The organism is Citrobacter sp. 50677481 (assembly GCF_001463265.1).
Classification (GTDB): domain Bacteria; phylum Pseudomonadota; class Gammaproteobacteria; order Enterobacterales; family Enterobacteriaceae; genus Citrobacter_A; species Citrobacter_A sedlakii.
This window is the reverse complement of record NZ_LNHZ01000057.1, coordinates 1-20,244: the sequence shown is the minus strand read 5'-3', so window position 1 is coordinate 20,244 and position 20,244 is coordinate 1. Positions and strand designations below refer to the sequence as shown.

18 protein-coding genes and 1 pseudogene are annotated in these 20,244 nt (G+C 53.2%); 9 read left to right on the top strand and 10 right to left on the bottom strand.

Features of this window, described 5'->3' with window-relative positions; genetic code table 11:
* Positions 1 to 46: 46 nt before the first annotated feature.
* From rseC to rseD, 5 genes are read right to left on the bottom strand one after another with little or no spacing between them, the layout of a single operon-like run.
* Positions 47 to 523 (bottom strand): SoxR-reducing system protein RseC, encoded by a 477-nt coding sequence (gene rseC, locus APU02_RS15025; protein WP_060570468.1) that lies wholly within the window; start codon positions 521 to 523, stop codon positions 47 to 49.
* On the bottom strand, positions 520 to 1,476 hold the full coding sequence (gene rseB / locus APU02_RS15020; protein ID WP_042291691.1) for a sigma-E factor regulatory protein RseB: 957 nt from the start codon (positions 1,474 to 1,476) through the stop codon (positions 520 to 522). Before rseB ends, rseC begins: the two co-directional genes overlap by 4 nt.
* On the bottom strand, positions 1,476 to 2,126 hold the full coding sequence (gene rseA, locus APU02_RS15015) for an anti-sigma-E factor RseA (RefSeq protein ID WP_060570467.1): 651 nt from the start codon (positions 2,124 to 2,126) through the stop codon (positions 1,476 to 1,478). Before rseA ends, rseB begins: the two co-directional genes overlap by 1 nt.
* 31 nt (positions 2,127 to 2,157) lie before the next feature.
* A complete protein-coding gene (gene rpoE, locus APU02_RS15010) occupies positions 2,158 to 2,733 on the bottom strand; it encodes an RNA polymerase sigma factor RpoE (protein ID WP_000003307.1) in 576 nt (191 codons plus the stop codon).
* Positions 2,730 to 2,885 carry a rpoE leader peptide RseD gene (gene rseD / locus APU02_RS26485; RefSeq protein WP_131729047.1) on the bottom strand — a complete coding sequence of 52 codons (156 nt, stop codon included), beginning with the start codon at positions 2,883 to 2,885 and terminating at the stop codon, positions 2,730 to 2,732. The genes rpoE and rseD overlap by 4 nt, the downstream gene beginning before the upstream one ends.
* A gap of 272 nt (positions 2,886 to 3,157) precedes the next feature.
* Here rseD and nadB point away from each other — a divergent pair, with 272 nt between their 5' ends.
* The gene (gene nadB, locus APU02_RS15005) at positions 3,158 to 4,780 is read left to right on the top strand and encodes an L-aspartate oxidase (protein ID WP_060570465.1); all 1,623 of its coding nucleotides are present in this window, start codon (positions 3,158 to 3,160) and stop codon (positions 4,778 to 4,780) included.
* Here the strand turns inward: nadB and trmN are convergent.
* Entirely contained in the window at positions 4,765 to 5,502 is a 738-nt protein-coding gene (gene trmN / locus APU02_RS15000; protein ID WP_042291701.1) for a tRNA(1)(Val) (adenine(37)-N(6))-methyltransferase TrmN, read from the bottom strand. The two genes, nadB and trmN, sit on opposite strands and share 16 nt — an antisense overlap.
* 131 nt (positions 5,503 to 5,633) lie before the next feature.
* On the opposite strand from trmN, the gene srmB reads away from it, so the two are divergent.
* Positions 5,634 to 6,968, top strand: a complete 1,335-nt coding sequence (srmB, locus tag APU02_RS14995) for an ATP-dependent RNA helicase SrmB (protein ID WP_042291703.1) — start codon at positions 5,634 to 5,636, stop codon at positions 6,966 to 6,968.
* 66 nt (positions 6,969 to 7,034) lie between these two features.
* Here the strand turns inward: srmB and APU02_RS14990 are convergent, their stop codons facing one another.
* Positions 7,035 to 9,878 carry an autotransporter outer membrane beta-barrel domain-containing protein gene (locus APU02_RS14990; RefSeq protein WP_060570463.1) on the bottom strand — a complete coding sequence of 948 codons (2,844 nt, stop codon included), beginning with the start codon at positions 9,876 to 9,878 and terminating at the stop codon, positions 7,035 to 7,037.
* Positions 9,879 to 10,220: 342 nt separating this feature from the next.
* Positions 10,221 to 10,604: an autonomous glycyl radical cofactor GrcA gene (gene grcA, locus APU02_RS14985; RefSeq protein WP_042291706.1), complete on the bottom strand. Its 384-nt coding sequence runs from the start codon at positions 10,602 to 10,604 to the stop codon at positions 10,221 to 10,223.
* Between the two features lie 317 nt (positions 10,605 to 10,921).
* Between grcA and ung the strand changes: the two genes are divergently transcribed.
* A complete protein-coding gene (ung, locus tag APU02_RS14980; protein ID WP_042291757.1) occupies positions 10,922 to 11,611 on the top strand; it encodes a uracil-DNA glycosylase in 690 nt (229 codons plus the stop codon).
* A gap of 48 nt (positions 11,612 to 11,659) precedes the next feature.
* Here the strand turns inward: ung and APU02_RS14975 are convergent, their stop codons facing one another.
* Entirely contained in the window at positions 11,660 to 12,697 is a 1,038-nt protein-coding gene (locus APU02_RS14975) for a tRNA/rRNA methyltransferase (protein WP_060570461.1), read from the bottom strand.
* A gap of 206 nt (positions 12,698 to 12,903) precedes the next feature.
* Between APU02_RS14975 and trxC the strand changes: the two genes are divergently transcribed.
* From trxC to APU02_RS14950, 6 genes and pseudogenes are all read left to right on the top strand, one after another.
* Positions 12,904 to 13,323: a thioredoxin TrxC gene (gene trxC / locus APU02_RS14970; RefSeq protein WP_060570460.1), complete on the top strand. Its 420-nt coding sequence runs from the start codon at positions 12,904 to 12,906 to the stop codon at positions 13,321 to 13,323.
* A gap of 76 nt (positions 13,324 to 13,399) precedes the next feature.
* The gene (tapT, locus tag APU02_RS14965; RefSeq protein ID WP_060570458.1) at positions 13,400 to 14,098 is read left to right on the top strand and encodes a tRNA-uridine aminocarboxypropyltransferase; all 699 of its coding nucleotides are present in this window, start codon (positions 13,400 to 13,402) and stop codon (positions 14,096 to 14,098) included.
* A 35-nt stretch (positions 14,099 to 14,133) separates the two neighbouring features.
* On the top strand, positions 14,134 to 16,794 hold the full coding sequence (gene pat, locus APU02_RS14960; RefSeq protein WP_042291716.1) for a protein lysine acetyltransferase: 2,661 nt from the start codon (positions 14,134 to 14,136) through the stop codon (positions 16,792 to 16,794).
* Between the two features lie 88 nt (positions 16,795 to 16,882).
* A pseudogene (locus APU02_RS26970) lies at positions 16,883 to 16,924 on the top strand (hypothetical protein).
* Positions 16,908 to 18,263, top strand: coding sequence for a CDP-diacylglycerol--serine O-phosphatidyltransferase (gene pssA / locus APU02_RS14955; protein WP_042291718.1), 1,356 nt, complete (start codon positions 16,908 to 16,910; stop codon positions 18,261 to 18,263). Before APU02_RS26970 ends, pssA begins: the two are co-directional and overlap by 17 nt.
* 43 nt (positions 18,264 to 18,306) lie before the next feature.
* Positions 18,307 to 18,633: a YfiM family lipoprotein gene (locus APU02_RS14950; protein ID WP_060570596.1), complete on the top strand. Its 327-nt coding sequence runs from the start codon at positions 18,307 to 18,309 to the stop codon at positions 18,631 to 18,633.
* On the opposite strand, the gene kgtP is transcribed toward APU02_RS14950, so the two are convergent.
* Entirely contained in the window at positions 18,630 to 19,928 is a 1,299-nt protein-coding gene (gene kgtP, locus APU02_RS14945) for an alpha-ketoglutarate permease (protein WP_060570455.1), read from the bottom strand. The two genes, APU02_RS14950 and kgtP, sit on opposite strands and share 4 nt — an antisense overlap.
* Positions 19,929 to 20,244 lie beyond the last annotated feature (316 nt).

Sequence of the window (20,244 nt, the reverse complement as noted above, 5' to 3'; positions counted from 1 at the left end):
AGTAAGGATAGCGGGAACGGGAAGCCGCCCTCCGGCAGAGACAGGATTAGCGACTTTCTGATGATGTGGCATCGACGCGAACAAGGCCAGGCGGGAGCGCGACATTCAGAATGACCGGCTGCCAGGATTCACGTTCAGCAAGCTGACGGGAAAAGCCTCGCGCAAACAAAAACCCGCCGACGCCGCCGAGTACCGCGCCGCTTAGCGCAGCGAGATCGGAACCGAACAGCGCTTGAAAAAGGGAAGCGAACAAAAACAGCCCCACCAGCGGCGTCATATACACCAGTACGGCCGAGCCAAGCAAGCTGGCTTCAGCAATGCCCAGTTCCACTTTCTGGCCGGGTTCCAGCGGCGTGGCGCTGGGCACAACGAGCGTATGCGTCGTCTGCGGCCCCAGCTTATTAAGTACGCGGCTGCCGCACCCGGCGCGTGACGCGCAGCTGTTGCAGGATGTTTTCACGTCGCAGCTTATCAGCGCCTGACCATCTTGCCAGGAGACGACGGTAGCCCACTCTTTGATCATTGCATCACCCCAAACTTAATGGTGTCGGCAATTCGCTTCGCCGTTTGCGGCGGCAGTTCACCCACAATGGTGATTTCGGCGTTATCACGCACGCTGGTGCTGACGGTCCGGCGACCGGTTCGCAGCATCTGATCGGTACTGGTTGGCGTCGCCCGGTTGACGTTGACAGAGAAGCTGAACAAACCGTCCGAATAAAGACGCGATTCAATCGGCATGTTGTCCATCGTCGGCAACGGTCGGCGACCGCTGGACACCTCGCTAAAGCCCTTAGGCAGCCAGGTTGGACTCCAGTTGAATTTCGCTTTTTCACCGGCCGGAACGGAGAGCAACGGCGGCAGGTTGGCTTTCGCCAGCATCTGCATGCTGTTTCCCACGTCCTGATTAACGGTGAAAGCGATTACCCGAAATTGTTCTAACGTTTCGCCATCACGGTCAAGCAGATCGACACGCATCGGCAGCTTGGTTTCAGTATCCATCCAGACGATATAGCTATAACGGGTACCGTCACGCGCGACAACGCGAATCACTTCGCACAGGCGATCGGCGATACGGGTTCTGCCCACGGAAATGAAGTCGTAGTACGGGGCAAGGCGCTTGAAGTCGGTATAGATAAGCGATGGCAGAGAATCAACAATATAGTCGCCGTTCAGGGTGAACGGCTCAAGTCCGGGTTCGAAATAGCTGATTTCGTTTCCACGCTGGACAACTTCGCGGCGAGGGCCGTCCATTTGCAGCAGTTGGGCAAGCGGGCGGTTGTCCAGACGCGCGTGGCGATAGCGTAAAGATTCAACGCCTTGTTTTGTGATGCTGACGAACGACAGCTCGTAAGTGAGTGACTGGCTGGCCAGATTCATCTGCTGCAATAACGCCCCGGACGCAGCATTGGCCGAGGCGTTTACAGAAAAGAACAGGCTACCCGCCACAAGTGACATGGCAAACCAAAGTTGCTTCATTACTGCGATTGCGTTCCTAGAGTTTGAATTCCTGGCACCTGAACAGCGGCTTGCTGTGTTTGCGCCTGCTCAAACTGAAGCTGTTCGGAGTGCAGTCGACGTTGCAGTTCGTAATCCTGCAACATGGCATTAATTCGACGACGCTGCTCCTGTACCTGCTGCTGTTGACCACCGTTTGCGGTCGCGTCAGAAGGTACTCCCAGGCTAACCGGGCTGGCTTTGCCCATCATCGGCAGTGTGTTAAACACTGGCGTTTCGGGCTGCTGGGACGTTTCAGATTGCCCATTATAGTGCTGGACGCCAACAATAACTGCAAGCGATACGCATGCAGCGACCCCCATTTGGGTAAGTTGCGCTGCCCACGGGCGCATTTTTTTCCAGAACGGCATTTTTTGCCACTGGTGCGGTGCGGGCTGGGCCTCTGGAATTAATGGCGCCGTCTGGCGTACCGGCTCATCTTCAATGGCGGCCATAACGCGAGCGGAAATATCGAAATGAAGCACGTCAGGCGTGTCACCCCGCATAGAATCGCGGATCAGGTGGTAGCCTTCCCAAGTTTTTTGCATTTCCGGGTCGTGAGCCAGTTCTTTGAGCAGCTCACTGTCCAGCGTTTCGCCATCCATTAAAGCGGAAAGTTTTTCTTTCTGCATGCCTAATACCTTTTCCAGTATCCCGCTATCGTCAACGCCTGATAAGCGGTTGAACTTTATTATCAATAGCTTCCCGCGCCCTAAAGATACGTGAACGCACCGTACCCACTGGACAATCCATGATGGCCGCGATTTCTTCATAGCTCAGGCCATCCAGCTCCCGTAAGGTGATTGCCATACGTAAATCTTCCGGGAGGGACTCGATAGTACGGAAAACTATCTGTCTCAGTTCTTCTGACAACATTAAGTTCTCAGGGTTCGAAATTTCTTTCAGCGCACCGCCACTTTCGAAGTTTTCTGCTTCAATCGCATCCACATCACTGGATGGTGGACGACGGCCCTGAGCCACCAGGTAATTCTTCGCCGTATTAACGGCAATACGATACAGCCAGGTATAAAAAGCGCTATCTCCCCGGAATGAATCCAGCGCACGATAGGCTTTGATAAATGACTCTTGCACCACATCAGGAACGTCACCCGACGGCACATAGCGGGAAACCAGACTCGCCACTTTATGCTGGTAGCGCACTACCAGTAAGTTAAAGGCTTTCTGATCTCCCTTCTGGACCCGTTCTACCAGGACCTGGTCCGTTAACTGCTCGCTCATCCGAGGTAAAGTCTCCCCAAACCAAATTTCCACGCGTTCGCGAAACGCCACTCCATTAGCTGCACTGTGAGCAAGCAACAGGTTAGAGTGTCTCGTTTTTGTAAAGTTCCGTTACGCATCTGTTTTTTGAGTGTCAAGTTGTAGACGGTCATTATCTCTCATTATAAGTCTACCGAGTCTGAACAATGCACTATCTCATAAGAAATGCCCATAAACCGGTTGCAGAGTACCCCAACAGCTACTTTATTTCATCCTCTAATCTGGCGCTTACGGCCCGCTACGCAAAATATATCCTTAACCAGACATTTCCTTGCAATCCCGCCTTCTGTTTAGCCAGCTCAACGGAACTGAAAATAAAACGTGCTGAAACGCAGGTTATGATGCTATGCTCGCCAGACAATGTTTAGTAAATTAAACAAAGATCATGAAAACCACTCCTGAACTTTCTTGTGACGTGTTAATTATTGGTAGCGGCGCTGCCGGCCTCTCGCTGGCGCTGCGTCTTGCAGAGAAGCATCAGGTCATTGTCCTGAGCAAAGGCCCGGTTAGCGAAGGGTCCACCTTCTATGCGCAGGGAGGGATTGCCGCCGTTTTCGATGAAACCGACAGCATCGATTCCCATGTGGAAGATACGCTTATCGCCGGCGCCGGTATATGCGATCGCCACGCGGTAGAATTTGTCGCCAGCAATGCCCGCGCCTGCGTTCAGTGGCTAATCGATCAGGGTGTGCTGTTTGATACGCAAATCCAGCCTGACGGTCAGGAAAGCTATCATTTAACCCGTGAAGGCGGTCACAGTCATCGTCGCATCCTCCATGCCGCGGACGCAACCGGTAAAGAGGTCGAAACCACGCTGGTCAGTCAGGCGCAGAACCATCCCAACATCCGCGTGCTTGAGCGCAGCAATGCTGTCGATTTAATTATTTCCGATAAAATCGGCCTGCCGGGCACGCGCCGGGTGGTCGGCGCCTGGATCTGGAACCGTAATAAGGAAAGCGTGGAGACCTGTCATGCGAAGTCGGTAGTGTTGGCTACCGGCGGGGCGTCGAAGGTGTATCAATACACGACGAATCCGGACATTTCCTCGGGTGACGGGATTGCGATGGCCTGGCGCGCGGGCTGCCGCGTCGCTAATCTTGAATTCAACCAGTTTCATCCTACCGCCCTGTATCACCCACAGGCGCGAAATTTCCTGCTTACCGAAGCGCTGCGTGGCGAAGGCGCGCATCTTAAACGTCCCGACGGTACGCGCTTTATGCCGGATTTCGATGAGCGCGGCGAGCTGGCGCCACGGGATATTGTCGCCCGCGCGATCGATCATGAAATGAAGCGTCTGGGAGCGGACTGTATGTTTCTCGACATCAGCCATAAGCCTGAGGCGTTTGTCCGCCAGCACTTTCCGATGATCTATGAAAAACTGCTGGGGTTGGGCATTGATCTGACAAAAGATCCGGTGCCGGTGGTGCCTGCTGCGCATTATACCTGCGGCGGCGTGATGGTGGATGATTATGGACGCACTGACGTTGATGGCCTGTACGCCATTGGGGAAGTGAGCTATACCGGCCTGCACGGCGCTAACCGTATGGCGTCGAATTCGTTGCTAGAATGCCTGGTTTACGGTTGGTCGGCGGCAGAAGATATCGACAGACGCATGCCTTACGCCCGTGGCGTAAGCGCCCTTCCCGCCTGGGATGAAAGCCGTGTAGAAAATCCCGATGAACTTGTCGTTATCCAGCATAACTGGCACGAGCTGCGCCTGTTTATGTGGGACTACGTCGGCATCGTGCGAACCACCCGACGCCTGGAGCGCGCCCTGCGGCGTATTACCATGTTGCAGCAGGAGATCGACGAGTATTACGCCAACTTCCGCGTGTCGAATAATTTGCTGGAGCTGCGTAATCTGGTGCAGGTCGCCGAACTGATCGTACGCTGCGCAATGATGCGCAAAGAGAGCCGCGGTTTGCACTATACACTTGATTATCCGGATCTGCTGGCCGTTTCCGGACCGTCGGTACTGTCGCCACTACATACTCACATAAACAAATAAAACGCCTGGGTCAGCGCCGTGTAACCTTCTGAGTAACGCTGGTCTGGCCCGCGTATCACCAGCCTGTCGCTAAAGCATTCTCCCTGTTTTGGTGAAAAAGCCAACAGAACCCGATGCGGTAAACGCGCTTCATTTTCCGCAACGTCGGTCCTGAGCCTTAAATGCCAGCCCATGTCATGCGCCTGCTGCGTAAAAAGGCCACCGGTCTTTTCCGGCAGGACGACGCAGAGAAAACCTTCTTCCGTAATCAGCTCCGCCGCGCAGGCTAGCAGCGCCGGGTGATCCAGCGTCGTGGTATAACGCGCCCGTTCCCGTTGCGGCGTCGCACAGTCGACGCCCTGCTCGTAATAAGGCGGGTTACTGACGATCAAATCAAACTTAACGGTTTGCCGGGAGGCCCAGCCCTGAACGTCTTCCTGGTGCAGGGTCAGCCGCCCGGCCCATGGCGACTGCAGAATATTCTCCTGCGCCTGTTCGGCGGCATCTACATCCAGTTCAACCGCGTCGACCGTGACGCTTTCATCGGTACGTTGGGCGAGCATCAGAGCCAGCAGACCGCTGCCCGTACCGATATCCAGGATCCGCTTTACCCCGGCCACTGGCGCCCATGCGCCAAGTAAAATACCATCCGTCCCGACTTTCATTGCACAGCGATCGTGAGCGACAAAAAACTGTTTAAAGGTAAATCCATTACGACGAAGAACGGATGTAGACTGGGACATGAATAACAAACCTTGCAGAAAAAACGGCGACAGCGCCGGGTAAAAACAATACCTGAGAAGCGATATCCATACAAACAGATGAAGATTACAGCCGTAACGTCTATAATCAGCGCCCCACACAGAGGTAGAACATGACTGTAACGACTTTTTCCGAACTTGAACTCGACGAAAGCCTGCTGGATGCCCTCCAGGAAAAAGGCTTCACTCGCCCGACCGCCATTCAGGCTGCCGCCATTCCGCCTGCGCTCGATGGCCGTGATGTGCTCGGTTCTGCGCCGACAGGCACCGGTAAAACGGCGGCATATCTGCTGCCAGCGTTGCAGCACCTGCTCGACTTCCCGCGTAAGAAATCCGGCCCGCCGCGTATCCTGATCCTTACGCCGACGCGCGAACTGGCAATGCAGGTCGCCGATCACGCTCGCGAGTTGGCAAAGCATACCCATCTGGATATTGCGACCATTACCGGTGGCGTCGCGTACATGAACCACGCGGAAGTGTTCAGCGAAAACCAGGATATCGTGGTCGCGACCACTGGTCGCCTGATGCAGTATATAAAAGAAGAGAACTTTGACTGCCGCGCGGTAGAAACCTTGATCCTTGACGAAGCGGATCGCATGCTGGACATGGGTTTTGCTCAGGATATTGAGCACATTGCCGGAGAAACGCGCTGGCGTAAGCAGACGATGCTGTTTTCCGCGACCCTCGAAGGCGAGGCGATCAAAGACTTTGCCGAGCGCCTGCTGGAAGAACCGGTTGAAGTGTCTGCCACTCCGTCCACGCGTGAGCGTAAAAAGATTCATCAGTGGTACTACCGTGCCGATAACTACGAGCATAAATTTGAACTACTGAAGCACTTGTTGAAGCAGGAAGACGCGACCCGCACCATCGTGTTCGTGCGTAAGCGTGAGCGTGTTCATGAACTGGCAGAGCAACTGCGCCTGGCAGGCATTAACAACTGCTATCTTGAAGGCGAGATGGCGCAGATCAAACGCAACGAAGGCATCAAACGTCTTACCGACGGTCGCGTGAATGTGCTGGTCGCCACCGACGTTGCGGCGCGCGGGATTGATATTCCTGACGTGAGTCACGTGATTAACTTCGACATGCCGCGCAGCGGGGATACCTATCTGCACCGTATCGGTCGTACAGGCCGCGCAGGGCGTAAAGGCACAGCCATTTCACTGGTTGAAGCGCACGATCATCTGCTGCTGCTGAAAATCGGTCGTTACATTGAGGAACCGCTAAAATCACGCGTGATTGATGAACTCCGTCCGACCACGCGAGCGCCCAGTGAAAAAATGACCGGGAAACCATCCAAAAAAGTGCTCGCCAAACGCGCAGAGAAGAAAAAAGAGAAGGAAAAAGAGAAGCCACGGGTGAAAAAACGTCACCGTGATACCAAAAATATTGGTAAGCGCCGTAAACCGAGCGCTAGCGACGTCGCGCAGCAGTCCGGCGAAGAATAAAAACGCCGTTTCTTTCTAATGATAAAAGCCGGCATTTGCGCCGGCTTTTTGTTTTCTGCGTTGCCATCAGAAGTGCATTTTCAGTCCCAGTACGCCCTGTACCGGTTCTTCGATATATCGCCCTTGTCGGTAATTGACCTCGCCATAGAACGTGGTATTTTCCGCCAGTTCCAGCGACGCTCCCGCGCCATAGCGTCCAGACGCCCCCTTCACATTATTATCAAAGCGTATGCCGTTAATGGCGACTTCGTTTGACTTCGCGGTTTCCTGAACCACTGCCGCATGGAAGTAAGGCTTCACTTCCGCGCGCCCCAGTGTGAACTGGCTACCGACGCGCGTACCGGCTTCCGCAATCAGCGAACGGGGCTTGCCGGTGTCCGCTTTCATGCCATTGCTGAGCGTGATGTTGGCCCGGTTTGCCTGAACGGCGCTGGTACGGACATACGGCTCGGCATAAGTTTGTGCCGTCAGCCAATGACGATAACCGCTTTCCAGCACGCCGCTCAGCGCATACTGATGCCAGTCGCCCCGGGTGTAACCTCCGTTGGTCATTTTCGCCTTCAGGTCGCTGTTCAGACGGTTGCCTTTCATTACGCCATCAACGTAAATCCCGGAGCGATCGAACCACGTGGCATACGCGCCCAGACCGTAGCTATCCAGGGTACTTTTCCCACCTCGCGCATGTCTTACCTCATTCGCAGAGCTGGACATCCAGACGCCGGTTAGCAGGTTTCCACGCTCAAATCGTGTGGTTTTATCCGCACCGATTTCAATGCCGTTTTGCTCCAGACGATACGCCGCGCCATTGCTACTGTGAACGCGACTGTTGCTGCCGGTGTAATGCCCCCATACACTGTTTTCCGGAAGATTATCCGCCGAAAGCGTTGAGCGCCAGGCGCGGAAGCCATCCAGTTCAGCATTCACCACGCGCGTGATTGCCGACGCCATGTTGAGGATCGCATCCGTTGACGGCGTGGTCAGTTTATTTTCGTTACCGCCATTACCACCGGTATCGGGCTGCTCTCCACCGCCAGTACCAGGAATTTCTGTACCCGGTTGCTCTGTGCCTGGTTCTTCCGGCTCCGGTTCTTCAGGTTCCGGCTGCACGGTATTTCCGTTCGCCAGGCCCAGATACCAGATGTTACCCTCCAGTTGATCTTTACCTTGCTGGTGATAAAGCGAGTACATGTACACCCCCGCATCCAGCATTGCGATACGACGTTGTGCAGCGCTGACCAGCGTGAAGTCAATATTGCCCTCTTTATCATTCACCAGGTTGACGGTCAGATTGTCTGGATCGGCAATTTCCCGGCCTGAGTCATGGACGATGATATTGAACTGGCCAACGCCATTATCAATAGTGACAAAGTTCCCGTTACGTTCCGCCAATGACGTATTAAACAGAAACGATCCTGTCCCGCTCAGCGAACCGATCGATAACGCCGCATAATCGCCATCGCTGTCACGGAGAAACGAGACGATCCCTCGCTCCGACGACAGCGTATCGATTCGGGCAGGCAGCACACTGGTGGTATTGTCGTTTAAGTCAGTAATCGACAGAGTACCGCCTTTCAGCGTCAGGTCGCTGGCATATGCACCGGCTTCCATAATCATCTCGCCAGCCCCGTTGACAACCGTACTCCCCGTCGCCCGTGCGGAGGTATACAGCTGAAATGCTCCGCTGTTAACTACCGTGTCGTGCGCGGTGGTACCGCTTGCCAGAGTCATCACACTTGCGTCATTGAGGGTGGCGTTCCGCGCGCTCGCTGCGCCGGAAAGCCTCATCGTGCTCGTACCGTTGAGCGTCGTCCCGTTCGCCACGGTGTTTTCAGTCATGGTTAGCGCAGCGGTATCAAACAGCGTGGTATCCGTTAAGGCAGCATTGCCTTTGATATCCAGCGTACCGCTACCGGCGATTTGCGTATCGCTGGCCACCGCATTCATACTCATCAGCATCGTGCCGCCATTAATGACTGTCTTGCTGGCGCTGGCCGTTGAGTTCATATTTAAACGCCCGCCCTGCTCAACGTAAGTGTCTTCTGCTGAACCGGAAGCAGAGATATTCATATTCCCGCCAGATTGCACCCGCGTGTTTCGGGTCGAGGCATTGTCATGAAAACCCAAATATCCCCCGTTCGTGACCGTGGTGTTCTCCAGAAGCGAATGCTCTCTGATAAAAATTTTGCTATCTTTATTTACAACTGTATCGACACCATAAGAATTCCCATACATCGTTAATAACGATGTACCATTTAATACGGTATTACTTATCTGGCTATTATCGTAGGTGTAAATATACCCACCATCATCAACAAGCGTATCAGTGGCCGAGGTATCGCCATTGAGATAAAGCCGTCCATGTTGTTTAACATGCGTGTGAGTGGCTGTGGCATGATCGTTTAACGTCATATTACGATGCGTTGTGGTATATTCCGCCGTCGCCTTACCCGATAAGGTCACTGTACTGTTATCATTAATAATAGTATTACTTATTGACGCATTATCGTTAACATTTAAATAACTGATGCCGTTTAACGTGGTATTCGTCGCCGTCGCGTTATTGTTTAGAATGACAGTTGTGTTGGTTCCTTGCAGAACAGTATTATTTGCAAGAGTATTATCGTTCAGCGTCAGGAGACTGCGCCCCTTCAATGTCGTGTCTGCTAAGGAGACACGGTCTCCGGCAGTCAGATTACCGACATCAAGCAGAGTGGATTCTGCCTGAATAGCACCGCCGAGCGTTAACGTCTTCGATTTAGAAACGGACGTATTAATAATTTTGCCGCTGTCATTCAGTGAAACATCTTCTGTAGAAACCTTCAGACCGTCCTGAAGATATTCAGCACTGGCGTTAAACGCTGTACCGTATATAGCCGTCAGGCAAAAAAAGGCGACCTTATTGCGTCTCATATTTTTCCCAAAGATATTATTACAAATTTATAGAAATAACGTTGTCCGACTAAAGCAGACAGAAAATTGAAGTAGAGTTGAACGGAGGGTATTTCTTAATTGCGCGGATAATAGCCGTTTTCCCGCATGTTTATTTAAACCAAACCTAAACCACGAAAAAACTGACAAAACTATACTTACCAGCGCGAAAAATAACGTCGCTGATATATGTGTTGAATGAGGAGGAATAATATAAGTTTAATTATCGCCAAACTTTTAATCACGCGGGTGATTAATGCAAACAATAAAAAACCCCGGTCGCAGTGCGTGACCGGGGTTGATGAATCAGTCTGAGCGGTGTGCTTACAGACTTTCAGTAAAGGTACGAGCGATAACGTCGCGCTGCTGTTCCGGCGTCAGAGAGTTGAAACGCACGGCGTAACCGGAAACACGGATGGTCAGTTGCGGGTATTTTTCCGGATGCTTAACCGCATCTTCCAGCGTTTCGCGACGCAGTACGTTAACGTTCAGGTGCTGGCCCCCTTCCACACGCACTTCCGGTTTCACTTCCATCGGAATTTCGCGGTATTCAATGTCGCCCAGTTTGTTTACTGCAACCACTTCGTCTTCGGCAAAACCTGCTTTTGCAACGATGCAGCGTGCTTCGCCTTTTTCGCTGTCCAGCAACCAGAAGGAATTCAGCAGGTCATCGTTAGCGGCTTTAGTAATCTGGATACCTGTAATCATGTGATGCCTCCCCGGCAAATTATTTGATTAGGGTTGGCCGTCTCGCGGCCAATTGGTAAAACCATTGTTGCTTGAGTGTATATATACCCCCCTGACACCCTTGATTCTTTGATTTAAATCAATAAAAACCACACCACAAAAGTGGTGATACGATGAATTTATTGTTTTACATCAACTTACGCCTGACAAAGGCATAAACTTTTTACATAAATTTTCAACTTTATTAGAGGCATAGCGCACGCTGCCGGGCGACAGCAGTTTGCGCCATGCAAAGAAGCAGTTAAGCTATGTTGATTGAAAATTCGCAGGAGAGCGAGATGGCCACCGAATTAACCTGGCACGATGTGCTGGCTGAAGAGAAACAGCAGCCCTATTTTGTGAATACGCTTCACACCGTTGCTGCAGAACGACAGTCAGGAATGACGATTTATCCGCCGCAAAAAGATGTGTTTAACGCGTTTCGCTTCACCGAACTGGGCGAGGTAAAAGTCGTTATTCTCGGACAGGATCCCTATCACGGCCCCGGCCAGGCGCACGGGCTGGCGTTTTCCGTTCGTCCGGGCATTGCGCCGCCGCCGTCGCTGGTGAATATGTATAAAGAGCTGGAAGGCTCGATCCCGGGTTTTACCCGCCCCTCACACGGTTATCTTGAAAGCTGGGCGCGTCAGGGCGTGCTGTTGCTCAATACGGTATTAACCGTTCGGGCCGGCCAGGCGCATTCACACGCCAGTCTTGGATGGGAAACCTTCACCGATAAAGTGATCGCACTGATCAACCAGCATCGTGAAGGAGTGGTGTTCCTGCTCTGGGGATCGCACGCCCAGAAAAAAGGGGCAATTATTGATAAGCAACGTCATCATGTGCTGAAAGCGCCCCACCCGTCGCCGCTGTCGGCGCATCGCGGATTTTTTGGCTGCAATCATTTTGTTCTGGCGAATCAATGGCTGGAGCAGCGTGGCGAGAAGCCTGTTGACTGGATGCCGGTATTACCGGCAGAGAGCGAGTAAATCAGAGAATGCATGCCCGGCAAGCCCTTGCCGCCGGGCAACGTGTCGTTACGCTTTATTCTGACGCCACCATTCGGCAAGCAGTACGCCAGTCGCGACTGAGACGTTCAGACTGTCGACCTTCCCGGTACCATCGATCTTCACGCACAAATCGCTGGCATCATGCGCAGCGTCCGGCAGACCATCTGCTTCCTGGCCCAGCACAAGCACCACTTTTTCTGGCAAGGCAGTGCTGAACAACGGTTTACCTTGTTCGCTTGAGGTGGTCACGACGGTGTACCCCGCCTGACGGAAATCATCCAGCACATTCACAATACTGTCGCCGGTGATTGGCTGCACGTGCTCCGCGCCGCCTTCTGCGGTACGAATTGCCGCACCGGATTCCAGCAATGCTGCATCCTGCACCACGACGGCCTTCACGCCAAAATGGGCGCAACTGCGCATCATGCCGCCCAGGTTGTGCGGGTTAGACTCTTTTTCCAGCGCCAGCACGCAGTCCTGCGCCCCCGCCTGACTCACCCATTGTTTAACGGTGGTGCCGTTACGTTTTTTGATGAGGAAACAAACGCCGCCGTGATGTTCAGTACCCGAGGCTTTCGCCAGCTCCGCTTCATCTACCACGTGATACGCTTTGCGGTTCGCCGCCATCCAGCGTAGCGCTTCTTTAAAACGAGGGGTAACGCTCTGAATGAACCATGCGCGGACAATGGCTTCCGGACGGCTCTGGAACAGAGCCTGGCAGGCATTTTCGCCGTAAACGCGGGTCTCTTCCGCGCGCTGACGACGCAACACTTCAGGATCGATAAAACTTTTACCGCTGATCCCACCGTGATCGGCTTTTTCCGGCGTCTCGTCACCGGGGGCCCGGGACACAGTACGCCACGGCGAATCTTCACGCTTGCGATCGCGGTTCTGAGAGGGTCGTTCATCGCGGGCGGGGCGACGGCCACCGTCAGCACGAGATTTTCCTGGACGTCCGCCCCCTTTCCCGGTACGCGGGTTATAGGTACGTTTATCAGAATCATCATCACTGCGGACATACATCACTTTGACCTTGCCGCTTTTGTTTTTCAATTCATCGTTCATGCTTTTCTCCACCAGCGCTGCGCGAAGCGCGCAGATTACCCGATGTACACTGAGTTAGCCATTATTTCATTTAAAAGCTTATGACTATTGTACTCATTGAATAAAACACATTGTTGTTTAAAACAGTCTCGTCGATAATATGTAACATATTGGAAACATATCGGCGTTCGTGCCGTTCATTATCCCTACTCATCCAGAGGTTAGTTATGAATACCGTTTGTACCAGCTGCCAGGCCATCAACCGCATTCCCGACGATCGGATTGAGGATGCGGCAAAATGCGGACGCTGTGGTCACGACCTGTTTGACGGAGAGGTGATCAATGCGACCGGTGAAACGCTGGATAAACTGCTGAAGGACGATCTGCCTGTTGTGATCGACTTCTGGGCGCCGTGGTGTGGCCCATGCCGTAACTTCGCCCCCATTTTTGAAGACGTCGCCGAAGAACGCAGCGGTAAAGTGCGTTTCGTGAAAGTGAATACTGAAGCAGAGCGAGAACTCAGCGCCCGCTTCGGCATTCGCAGCATTCCAACCATTATGATCTTAAAGCACGGTCAGGTTGTGGATATGCTCAATGGCGCGGTGCCAAAAGCGCCATTTGATAGTTGGCTGAACGAATCGCTGTAATCTCGTCGGGGCGCATCTTGTGCCCCGTTTTTACCTCTGCGACAATGGCGTTTTTCGACACACTTCTCAATCCCCAATGACTGAAAACGCTGTTCTTAAGCTTCGTGCTGAACGTCTTGCACGCGCCACGCGCCCTTTTCTCGCCCGCGGTAATCGCATACGTCGCTGCCAGCGCTGTTTACTGCCGCTGAAACTGTGCCTGTGCGCGACCCTGGCGCCTTCGTGGGCGAAGAGTCGTTTCTGTTTGGTGATGTTTGATACCGAACCGATGAAGCCCAGTAATACCGGACGACTGATTGCCGATACGTTGCCGGATACCGCGGCGTTTCAGTGGTCGCGAACCGAACCGCCGCAGGCGTTACTGGATTTAGTGCAAGACCCCGCGTATCAGCCGATGGTGGTTTTTCCCGCCTCGTATGCCAGCGAAGAACGTGAAGTGATCCTGGCGCCTCCCACCGGTAAACCACCGCTGTTCATTATGCTCGACGGCACCTGGCCGGAAGCGCGCAAAATGTTCCGTAAAAGCCCCTACCTCGACCACCTGCCGGTGATTTCCGTCGACCTGTCGCGCCTGTCGGCCTATCACCTGCGCGGCATCCATGCCGACGGGCAATATTGCACCGCCGAGGTGGCTATCGCCCTGCTGGATCTGGCTGGTGATACCGACGCCGCAGGTGCGCTTGGCGAACACTTTAGCCGCTTCAAAACCCGCTATCTCGCAGGAAAAACCCAACATCAGGGAAGCGTCACAGCACAATTAGCAGAAAGCGTTTAAAATCATTCGGTCATCTCTATGCAAGGGAAACCGATATGAGTCAGCGAGGGCTGGAAGCGCTACTGCGACCCAAATCGATAGCCGTGATTGGCGCATCGATGAAACCCAACCGGGCGGGCTACCTGATGATGCGCAATCTGTTGGCAGGCGGCTTTAACGGCCCGGTTCTTCCCGTCACGCCCGCCTGGAAAGCGGTATTAGGCGTACTGGCCTGGCCGAACGTCGACAGTCTGCCTTTTACGCCTGACCTCGCCGTATTGTGCACCAATGCCAGCCGCAATCTGGCGCTGCTGGAAGCGCTGGGAGAAAAGGGCTGTAAAACCTGTATTATTCTTTCCGCCCCCGCGTCTTTACATGCTGAATTATTGTCCTGTGCCGCGCGCTATAAAATGCGTCTGCTTGGCCCTAACAGCCTTGGGCTGCTTGCGCCCTGGCAAGGGCTCAATGCCAGCTTTTCTCCGGTACCGATTAAACGCGGTAAGCTGGCGTTTATCTCCCAGTCCGCTGCGGTGTCGAACACTATTCTCGATTGGGCGCAGCAGCGCGAAATGGGCTTTTCCTACTTTATTGCACTTGGTGATAGCCTCGACATTGATGTCGACGAATTGCTTGACTATCTCTCCCGTGACAGTAAAACGAGCGCCATTCTGCTTTATCTGGAACACTTAAGCGATGCCAGACGATTTGTCTCTGCCGCCCGCAGCGCCTCGCGCAATAAACCGATTCTGGTGATCAAAAGCGGTCGCAGCCCGGCTGCCCAGCGTTTATTACAGACCAGCGCCGGAATGGACCCTGCCTGGGATGCTGCTATTCAGCGCGCAGGCTTGCTGCGCGTGCAGGATACTCACGAACTGTTTTCCGCGGTAGAAACGCTGAGTCATATGCGTCCTTTGCGCGGCGACAGGCTAATGATTATCAGCAATGGCGCAGCGCCGGCGGCGCTGGCGTTGGATGAACTTTGGTCGCGTAACGGCAAACTGGCCACGCTGAGTGAAGAGACGTGCCAGAAGCTACGCGATCTTCTCCCTGCGCACGTTGAAGTAGCTAACCCGTTGGATCTTCGCGATGATGCCAGCATTGCGCATTACACTAAAACGCTGGAATGCCTCCTCGCCAGTCAGGATTTTGACGCGTTGATGGTTATACACTCCCCCAGCGCCACCGCGCCGGGTACCGAGACCGCTCAGGCGCTGATAGAAACCGTTAGCCACCATCCGCGCGGCAAGTTTGTTTCGTTGTTAACCAACTGGTGCGGAGAGTTTTCCTCTCAGGAAGCCCGACGGTTATTCAGCGAAGCCGGACTGCCAACCTATCGCACCCCGGAAGGCACCATTACCGCGTTTATGCATATGGTGGAATACCGGCGAAACCAGAAACAATTGCGGGAAACGCCCGCGTTGCCCAGCAATCTCACCGCCAATACGACGCAAGCCCATGACCTGCTTCAGCAGGCGATTCACGAGGGTGCGACATCATTAGATACTCATGAAGTTCAGCCCATTCTTCAAGCTTATGGGTTGCATACGCTTCCCACCTGGATTGCCAGCGACAGCGCCGAAGCAGTGCATATCGCCGAGCAGATTGGCTACCCGGTCGCGCTCAAGCTGCGTTCGCCGGATATTCCTCATAAATCAGAAGTACAGGGGGTCATGCTGTATCTGCGCACGGCGAATGAGGTTCAGCAGGCGGCCAATGCTATCTTTGATCGGGTAAAAATGGCCTGGCCGCAAGCGCGCATACACGGTCTGCTGGTGCAAAGCATGGCAAACCGCGCGGGCGCGCAGGAGTTGCGCGTGGTCGTGGAGCACGATCCGGTGTTTGGCCCATTGATTATGTTGGGCGAAGGCGGCGTGGAGTGGCACCCTGAAGAACAGGCTGTCGTTGCGCTTCCGCCGCTGAACATGAATCTGGCGCGTTACCTGGTTATTCAGGGAATAAAAAGTAAGAAGATCCGTGGGCGTAGCGCTTTACGTCCGCTGGATGTGGCGGGTCTGAGCCAGTTACTGGTGCAGGTGTCGAACCTGATTGTCGACTGCCCGGAGATCCAGCGACTGGATATCCATCCGCTGCTGGCCTCAGCCGGAGAGTTTACCGCGCTGGATGTCACTCTGGATATCGCGCCCTTTGAAGGTGATAACGAAAGTCGCCTTGCCGTGCGTCCCTATCCTCATCAATTAGAAGAATGGGTCGAGATGAAAAATGGCGAGCGCTGCCTGTTCCGACCTATCCTGCCGGAGGATGAGCCTCATCTTCAGCAGTTCATTTCCCAGGTCACCAAAGAAGATCTTTATTACCGCTATTTTAGTGAGATCAATGAATTTACCCACGAAGATTTAGCTAACATGACGCAGATCGACTACGATCGGGAAATGGCATTTGTCGCAGTGAGACGCGTTGAGCAAACGGAAGAAATTCTCGGCGTCACCCGCGCGATTTCCGATCCGGATAACGTTGATGCGGAATTTGCCGTCCTGGTGCGTTCCGATCTCAAAGGGTTAGGATTAGGTCGTCGATTGCTGGAAAAATTAATTACCTATACCCGGGATCACGGACTCAGACGGCTGAATGGGATTACGATGCCTAACAATCGCGGCATGGTGGCGCTGGCTCGTAAGCTCGGTTTCCACGTGGATATCCAGCTTGAAGAGGGTATCGTTGGGCTAACGCTTGAGCTTGCGCCGCCCGAGGAATCGTGAGTAAGGTACTGGAAATGTTGACCACTTTAACGGGGACGGTGTTATCATTGCCCGCTTATGTCGTCTGCATAGCACAGAGGACCCTTCAATGAACAGAGAAGAAATGCACTGTGATGTTGTCAAAATTTAAGCGTAATAAACATCAACAACACCTTGCCCAACTACCGAAGATTTCTCAATCAGTTGATGATGTCGATTTCTTTTATGCTCCTGCCAGGTTCAGGGAGACTCTGCTGGAGAAAATAGCCGGCGCGAAGCAACGCATTTGCATCATCGCCCTGTATCTGGAACAGGATGACGGTGGCAAAGGCATCCTCAACGCGCTTTATGAGGCGAAACGGCAGCGGCCGGAACTCGACGTTCGGGTGCTTGTCGACTGGCATCGTGCGCAACGTGGACGAATCGGCGCGGCGGCATCGAATACCAATGCCGACTGGTACTGCCGGATGGCACATGAAAACCCCGGCGTCGACGTACCGGTCTACGGCGTTCCCATCAACACTCGTGAAGCCCTTGGCGTTCTCCATTTCAAAGGCTTTATCATTGATGACAGCGTGCTGTACAGCGGCGCTAGCCTGAACGACGTCTACCTGCATCAGCATGATAAATATCGTTATGATCGCTATCACCTGATCCGTAACGCCAAAATGGCTGACATCATGTTCGAATGGGTCACCCAGAACCTGATGCAGGGTCGTGGCGTTAATCGACTGGATGATACTCAACGTCCAAAAAGTCCTGAAATCAAAAATGATATTCGTCTGTATCGCCAGGAGTTACGCGATGCGGCCTACCATTTTCAGGGCGATGCGAACAACGATCAGCTTTCCGTGACGCCATTAGTAGGCCTGGGTAAATCCAGCCTGCTCAATAAAACCATCTTTCATTTGATGCCGTGCACGGAACATAAGCTTACGATTTGCACGCCTTACTTCAACCTGCCAGCGATTCTGGTGCGCAACATTATTCAGTTGCTGCGTGAAGGTAAAAAGGTGGAGATCATCGTCGGAGATAAAACCGCCAACGATTTTTATATTCCGGAAAACGAGCCGTTTAAGATTATCGGCGCTCTGCCCTATCTCTATGAGATTAACCTGCGGCGTTTCCTGAGCCGTCTGCAATACTATGTGAATACCGATCAGCTCGTCGTCCGTCTGTGGAAAGACGAAGATAATTCTTATCATCTCAAAGGCATGTGGGTGGATGACAACTGGATGTTGCTTACCGGGAATAACCTCAATCCGCGCGCCTGGCGTCTGGATCTGGAAAATGCGATCCTGATTCACGATCCTCAGCAAGAACTGGCGGCGCAAAGAGAAAAAGAACTGGATCTGATCCGTACGCATACTACGATCGTTAAACATTATCGCGATCTTCAAAGCATCGCTGATTATCCGGTCAAAGTCCGTAAACTTATTCGCCGACTTCGCCGGATTCGGATCGACAGGCTTATTAGTCGTATTCTGTAATCAAAACCCCGTCCTGTACGGGGTTTTCTGTATGGAGGTGCCGGTGCGTATACTTCTTGTTCTGAGCGTCTTTGTTCTTTCGGGATGTAGCCATCTGGCTCAGGACAGCTGGCACGGGCAGGATAAGGCTCAGCATTTTATCGCCTCCGCGATGCTTTCAGCCGCAGGTAACGAATATGCGCAACATCAGGGTATGAGCCGCGATCGCAGCGCCGCATTTGGTTTGATGTTTTCGCTCAGCCTTGGCGCGTCAAAAGAACTGTGGGACAGCCGCCCTGAAGGGAGCGGCTGGAGCTGGAAAGATTTCGCCTGGGATGTCGCCGGGGCAACCACTGGCTATGCCGTCTGGCAGCTGGCGCATCATAACTAAAGGCGCAGCCCTTTACCCTTGCGGTGCAGCATCAGCGAAACTAAAAACGCGACGATCGCCATCACTGTGACATACCAGAAGAAAGAGGTTTCCATGCCGACAGACTTCAGCGACAGCGCGACGTATTCCGCGGAACCACCAAACAGCGCATTCGCCACCGCATAGGAAAGACCAACACCCAGCGCGCGAACCTGCGCCGGAAACATTTCGGCCTTCAGAATCCCACTGATTGAAGTGTAGAAGCTGACAATTAGCAATGCGCACATGACCAATCCAAAGGCTGCGTAAGGCGATGTCACGTTCTGTAGCGCGGATAAAATGGGTACGGTAAACAGTGTCGCCAGCGCGCCAAAACACAGCATCGAGGTACGTCGACCAATTTTATCAGACAGGGCGCCAAACAACGGCTGAACAAGCATGTATACAAACAGAGCGGCAGTCATAATTCCGCTGGCCACGTTGGCATGCATCCCGGCGGTATTCACCAGATACTTTTGCATGTAAGTCGTGAAAGTATAGAAACAGAGGGAACCCGCGGCAGTGAATCCGAGCACCATGATAAATGCTCTGCGGTTTCGCCATAGTCCTTTCAGCGAGCCTGCTTCTTTCAGAGCTCGGGTTTCCTGCTTTGACGTTTCGTCAAGCTGACGACGCAGCCAGAGCGCGACCACGGCCAGTACTGCGCCTAACGCAAAGGGTATACGCCACCCCCACTCTCTGAGCGCTTCATCCTCCATGGTGTGCTGTAAGACTACTACAACCAGCAGCGCCAGCAATTGCCCACCAATCAGCGTCACATACTGAAACGAGGCATAAAAACCTTTTCGTCCTTCTACAGCGACTTCACTCATATAGGTTGCGCTGGTGCCATATTCTCCACCAACAGACAGCCCCTGAAACAGACGGGCAAGCAGTAACAGCGCTGGCGCCCATGTGCCGATGGTTTCATAACCGGGCAGACAGGCGATCACCAGCGATCCCATACACATCATACACACCGATAACAGCATGGATTTTTTTCGCCCATGTTTATCGGCTATCCGACCGAACAGCCAGCCGCCAATAGGGCGCATTAAAAAGCCTGCGGCAAAGACGCCTGCGGTCTGGAGAAGTTGAGTTGTGGTATTACCCGAGGGGAAGAAGATGTGCGCAAAGTAGAGGGAACAGAAGGAATAGACGTAGAAATCAAACCATTCAACCAGATTCCCGGATGAGGCACCGACAATTGCCCATACGCGGCGACGGGTATCACTGTCGGTCAGTGACCCGTTCACAGTTACACTGCTTTCTGTCATTAGAATTGTACTCCTGCCAAAGATCTGATTGTGATCATCAGTTGTGTTTGCTGTCATTTTGGTAAATGAAATGTTATTCAATTGTTATATATTATTATGTGACAGGGGTCGAGGATTTAATTAGCAGTAGAAGGAATTCAGAGGAAGCTCAGTGTGTATGGGGGACAGGACCCGACTTTTACCATAGCCTGACGGCAATCGGTCTGCAGAGCAGTTGGTCAACTTAGGCGCCAGAAGGATGCTTGTTCGCGGCGGATGTCGCTGCGCTGAGATGGCCTGTACCAGAAACGCAAACAGCGCATCCGTCAGGATGGGC

What these genes read in the sequence shown, in the direction of transcription:
- rseC (WP_060570468.1), bottom strand. Translation starts at nt 523, where the DNA reads ATGATCAAAGAGTGGGCTACCGTCGTCTCCTGGCAAGATGGTCAGGCG.
- rseB (WP_042291691.1), bottom strand. Translation starts at nt 1,476, where the DNA reads ATGAAGCAACTTTGGTTTGCCATGTCACTTGTGGCGGGTAGCCTGTTC.
- rseA (WP_060570467.1), bottom strand. Translation starts at nt 2,126, where the DNA reads ATGCAGAAAGAAAAACTTTCCGCTTTAATGGATGGCGAAACGCTGGAC.
- rpoE (WP_000003307.1), bottom strand. Translation starts at nt 2,733, where the DNA reads ATGAGCGAGCAGTTAACGGACCAGGTCCTGGTAGAACGGGTCCAGAAG.
- rseD (WP_131729047.1), bottom strand. Translation starts at nt 2,885, where the DNA reads ATGACCGTCTACAACTTGACACTCAAAAAACAGATGCGTAACGGAACT.
- nadB (WP_060570465.1), top strand. Translation starts at nt 3,158, where the DNA reads ATGAAAACCACTCCTGAACTTTCTTGTGACGTGTTAATTATTGGTAGC.
- trmN (WP_042291701.1), bottom strand. Translation starts at nt 5,502, where the DNA reads ATGTCCCAGTCTACATCCGTTCTTCGTCGTAATGGATTTACCTTTAAA.
- srmB (WP_042291703.1), top strand. Translation starts at nt 5,634, where the DNA reads ATGACTGTAACGACTTTTTCCGAACTTGAACTCGACGAAAGCCTGCTG.
- APU02_RS14990 (WP_060570463.1), bottom strand. Translation starts at nt 9,878, where the DNA reads ATGAGACGCAATAAGGTCGCCTTTTTTTGCCTGACGGCTATATACGGT.
- grcA (WP_042291706.1), bottom strand. Translation starts at nt 10,604, where the DNA reads ATGATTACAGGTATCCAGATTACTAAAGCCGCTAACGATGACCTGCTG.
- ung (WP_042291757.1), top strand. Translation starts at nt 10,922, where the DNA reads ATGGCCACCGAATTAACCTGGCACGATGTGCTGGCTGAAGAGAAACAG.
- APU02_RS14975 (WP_060570461.1), bottom strand. Translation starts at nt 12,697, where the DNA reads ATGAACGATGAATTGAAAAACAAAAGCGGCAAGGTCAAAGTGATGTAT.
- trxC (WP_060570460.1), top strand. Translation starts at nt 12,904, where the DNA reads ATGAATACCGTTTGTACCAGCTGCCAGGCCATCAACCGCATTCCCGAC.
- tapT (WP_060570458.1), top strand. Translation starts at nt 13,400, where the DNA reads ATGACTGAAAACGCTGTTCTTAAGCTTCGTGCTGAACGTCTTGCACGC.
- pat (WP_042291716.1), top strand. Translation starts at nt 14,134, where the DNA reads ATGAGTCAGCGAGGGCTGGAAGCGCTACTGCGACCCAAATCGATAGCC.
- pssA (WP_042291718.1), top strand. Translation starts at nt 16,908, where the DNA reads ATGTTGTCAAAATTTAAGCGTAATAAACATCAACAACACCTTGCCCAA.
- kgtP (WP_060570455.1), bottom strand. Translation starts at nt 19,928, where the DNA reads ATGACAGAAAGCAGTGTAACTGTGAACGGGTCACTGACCGACAGTGAT.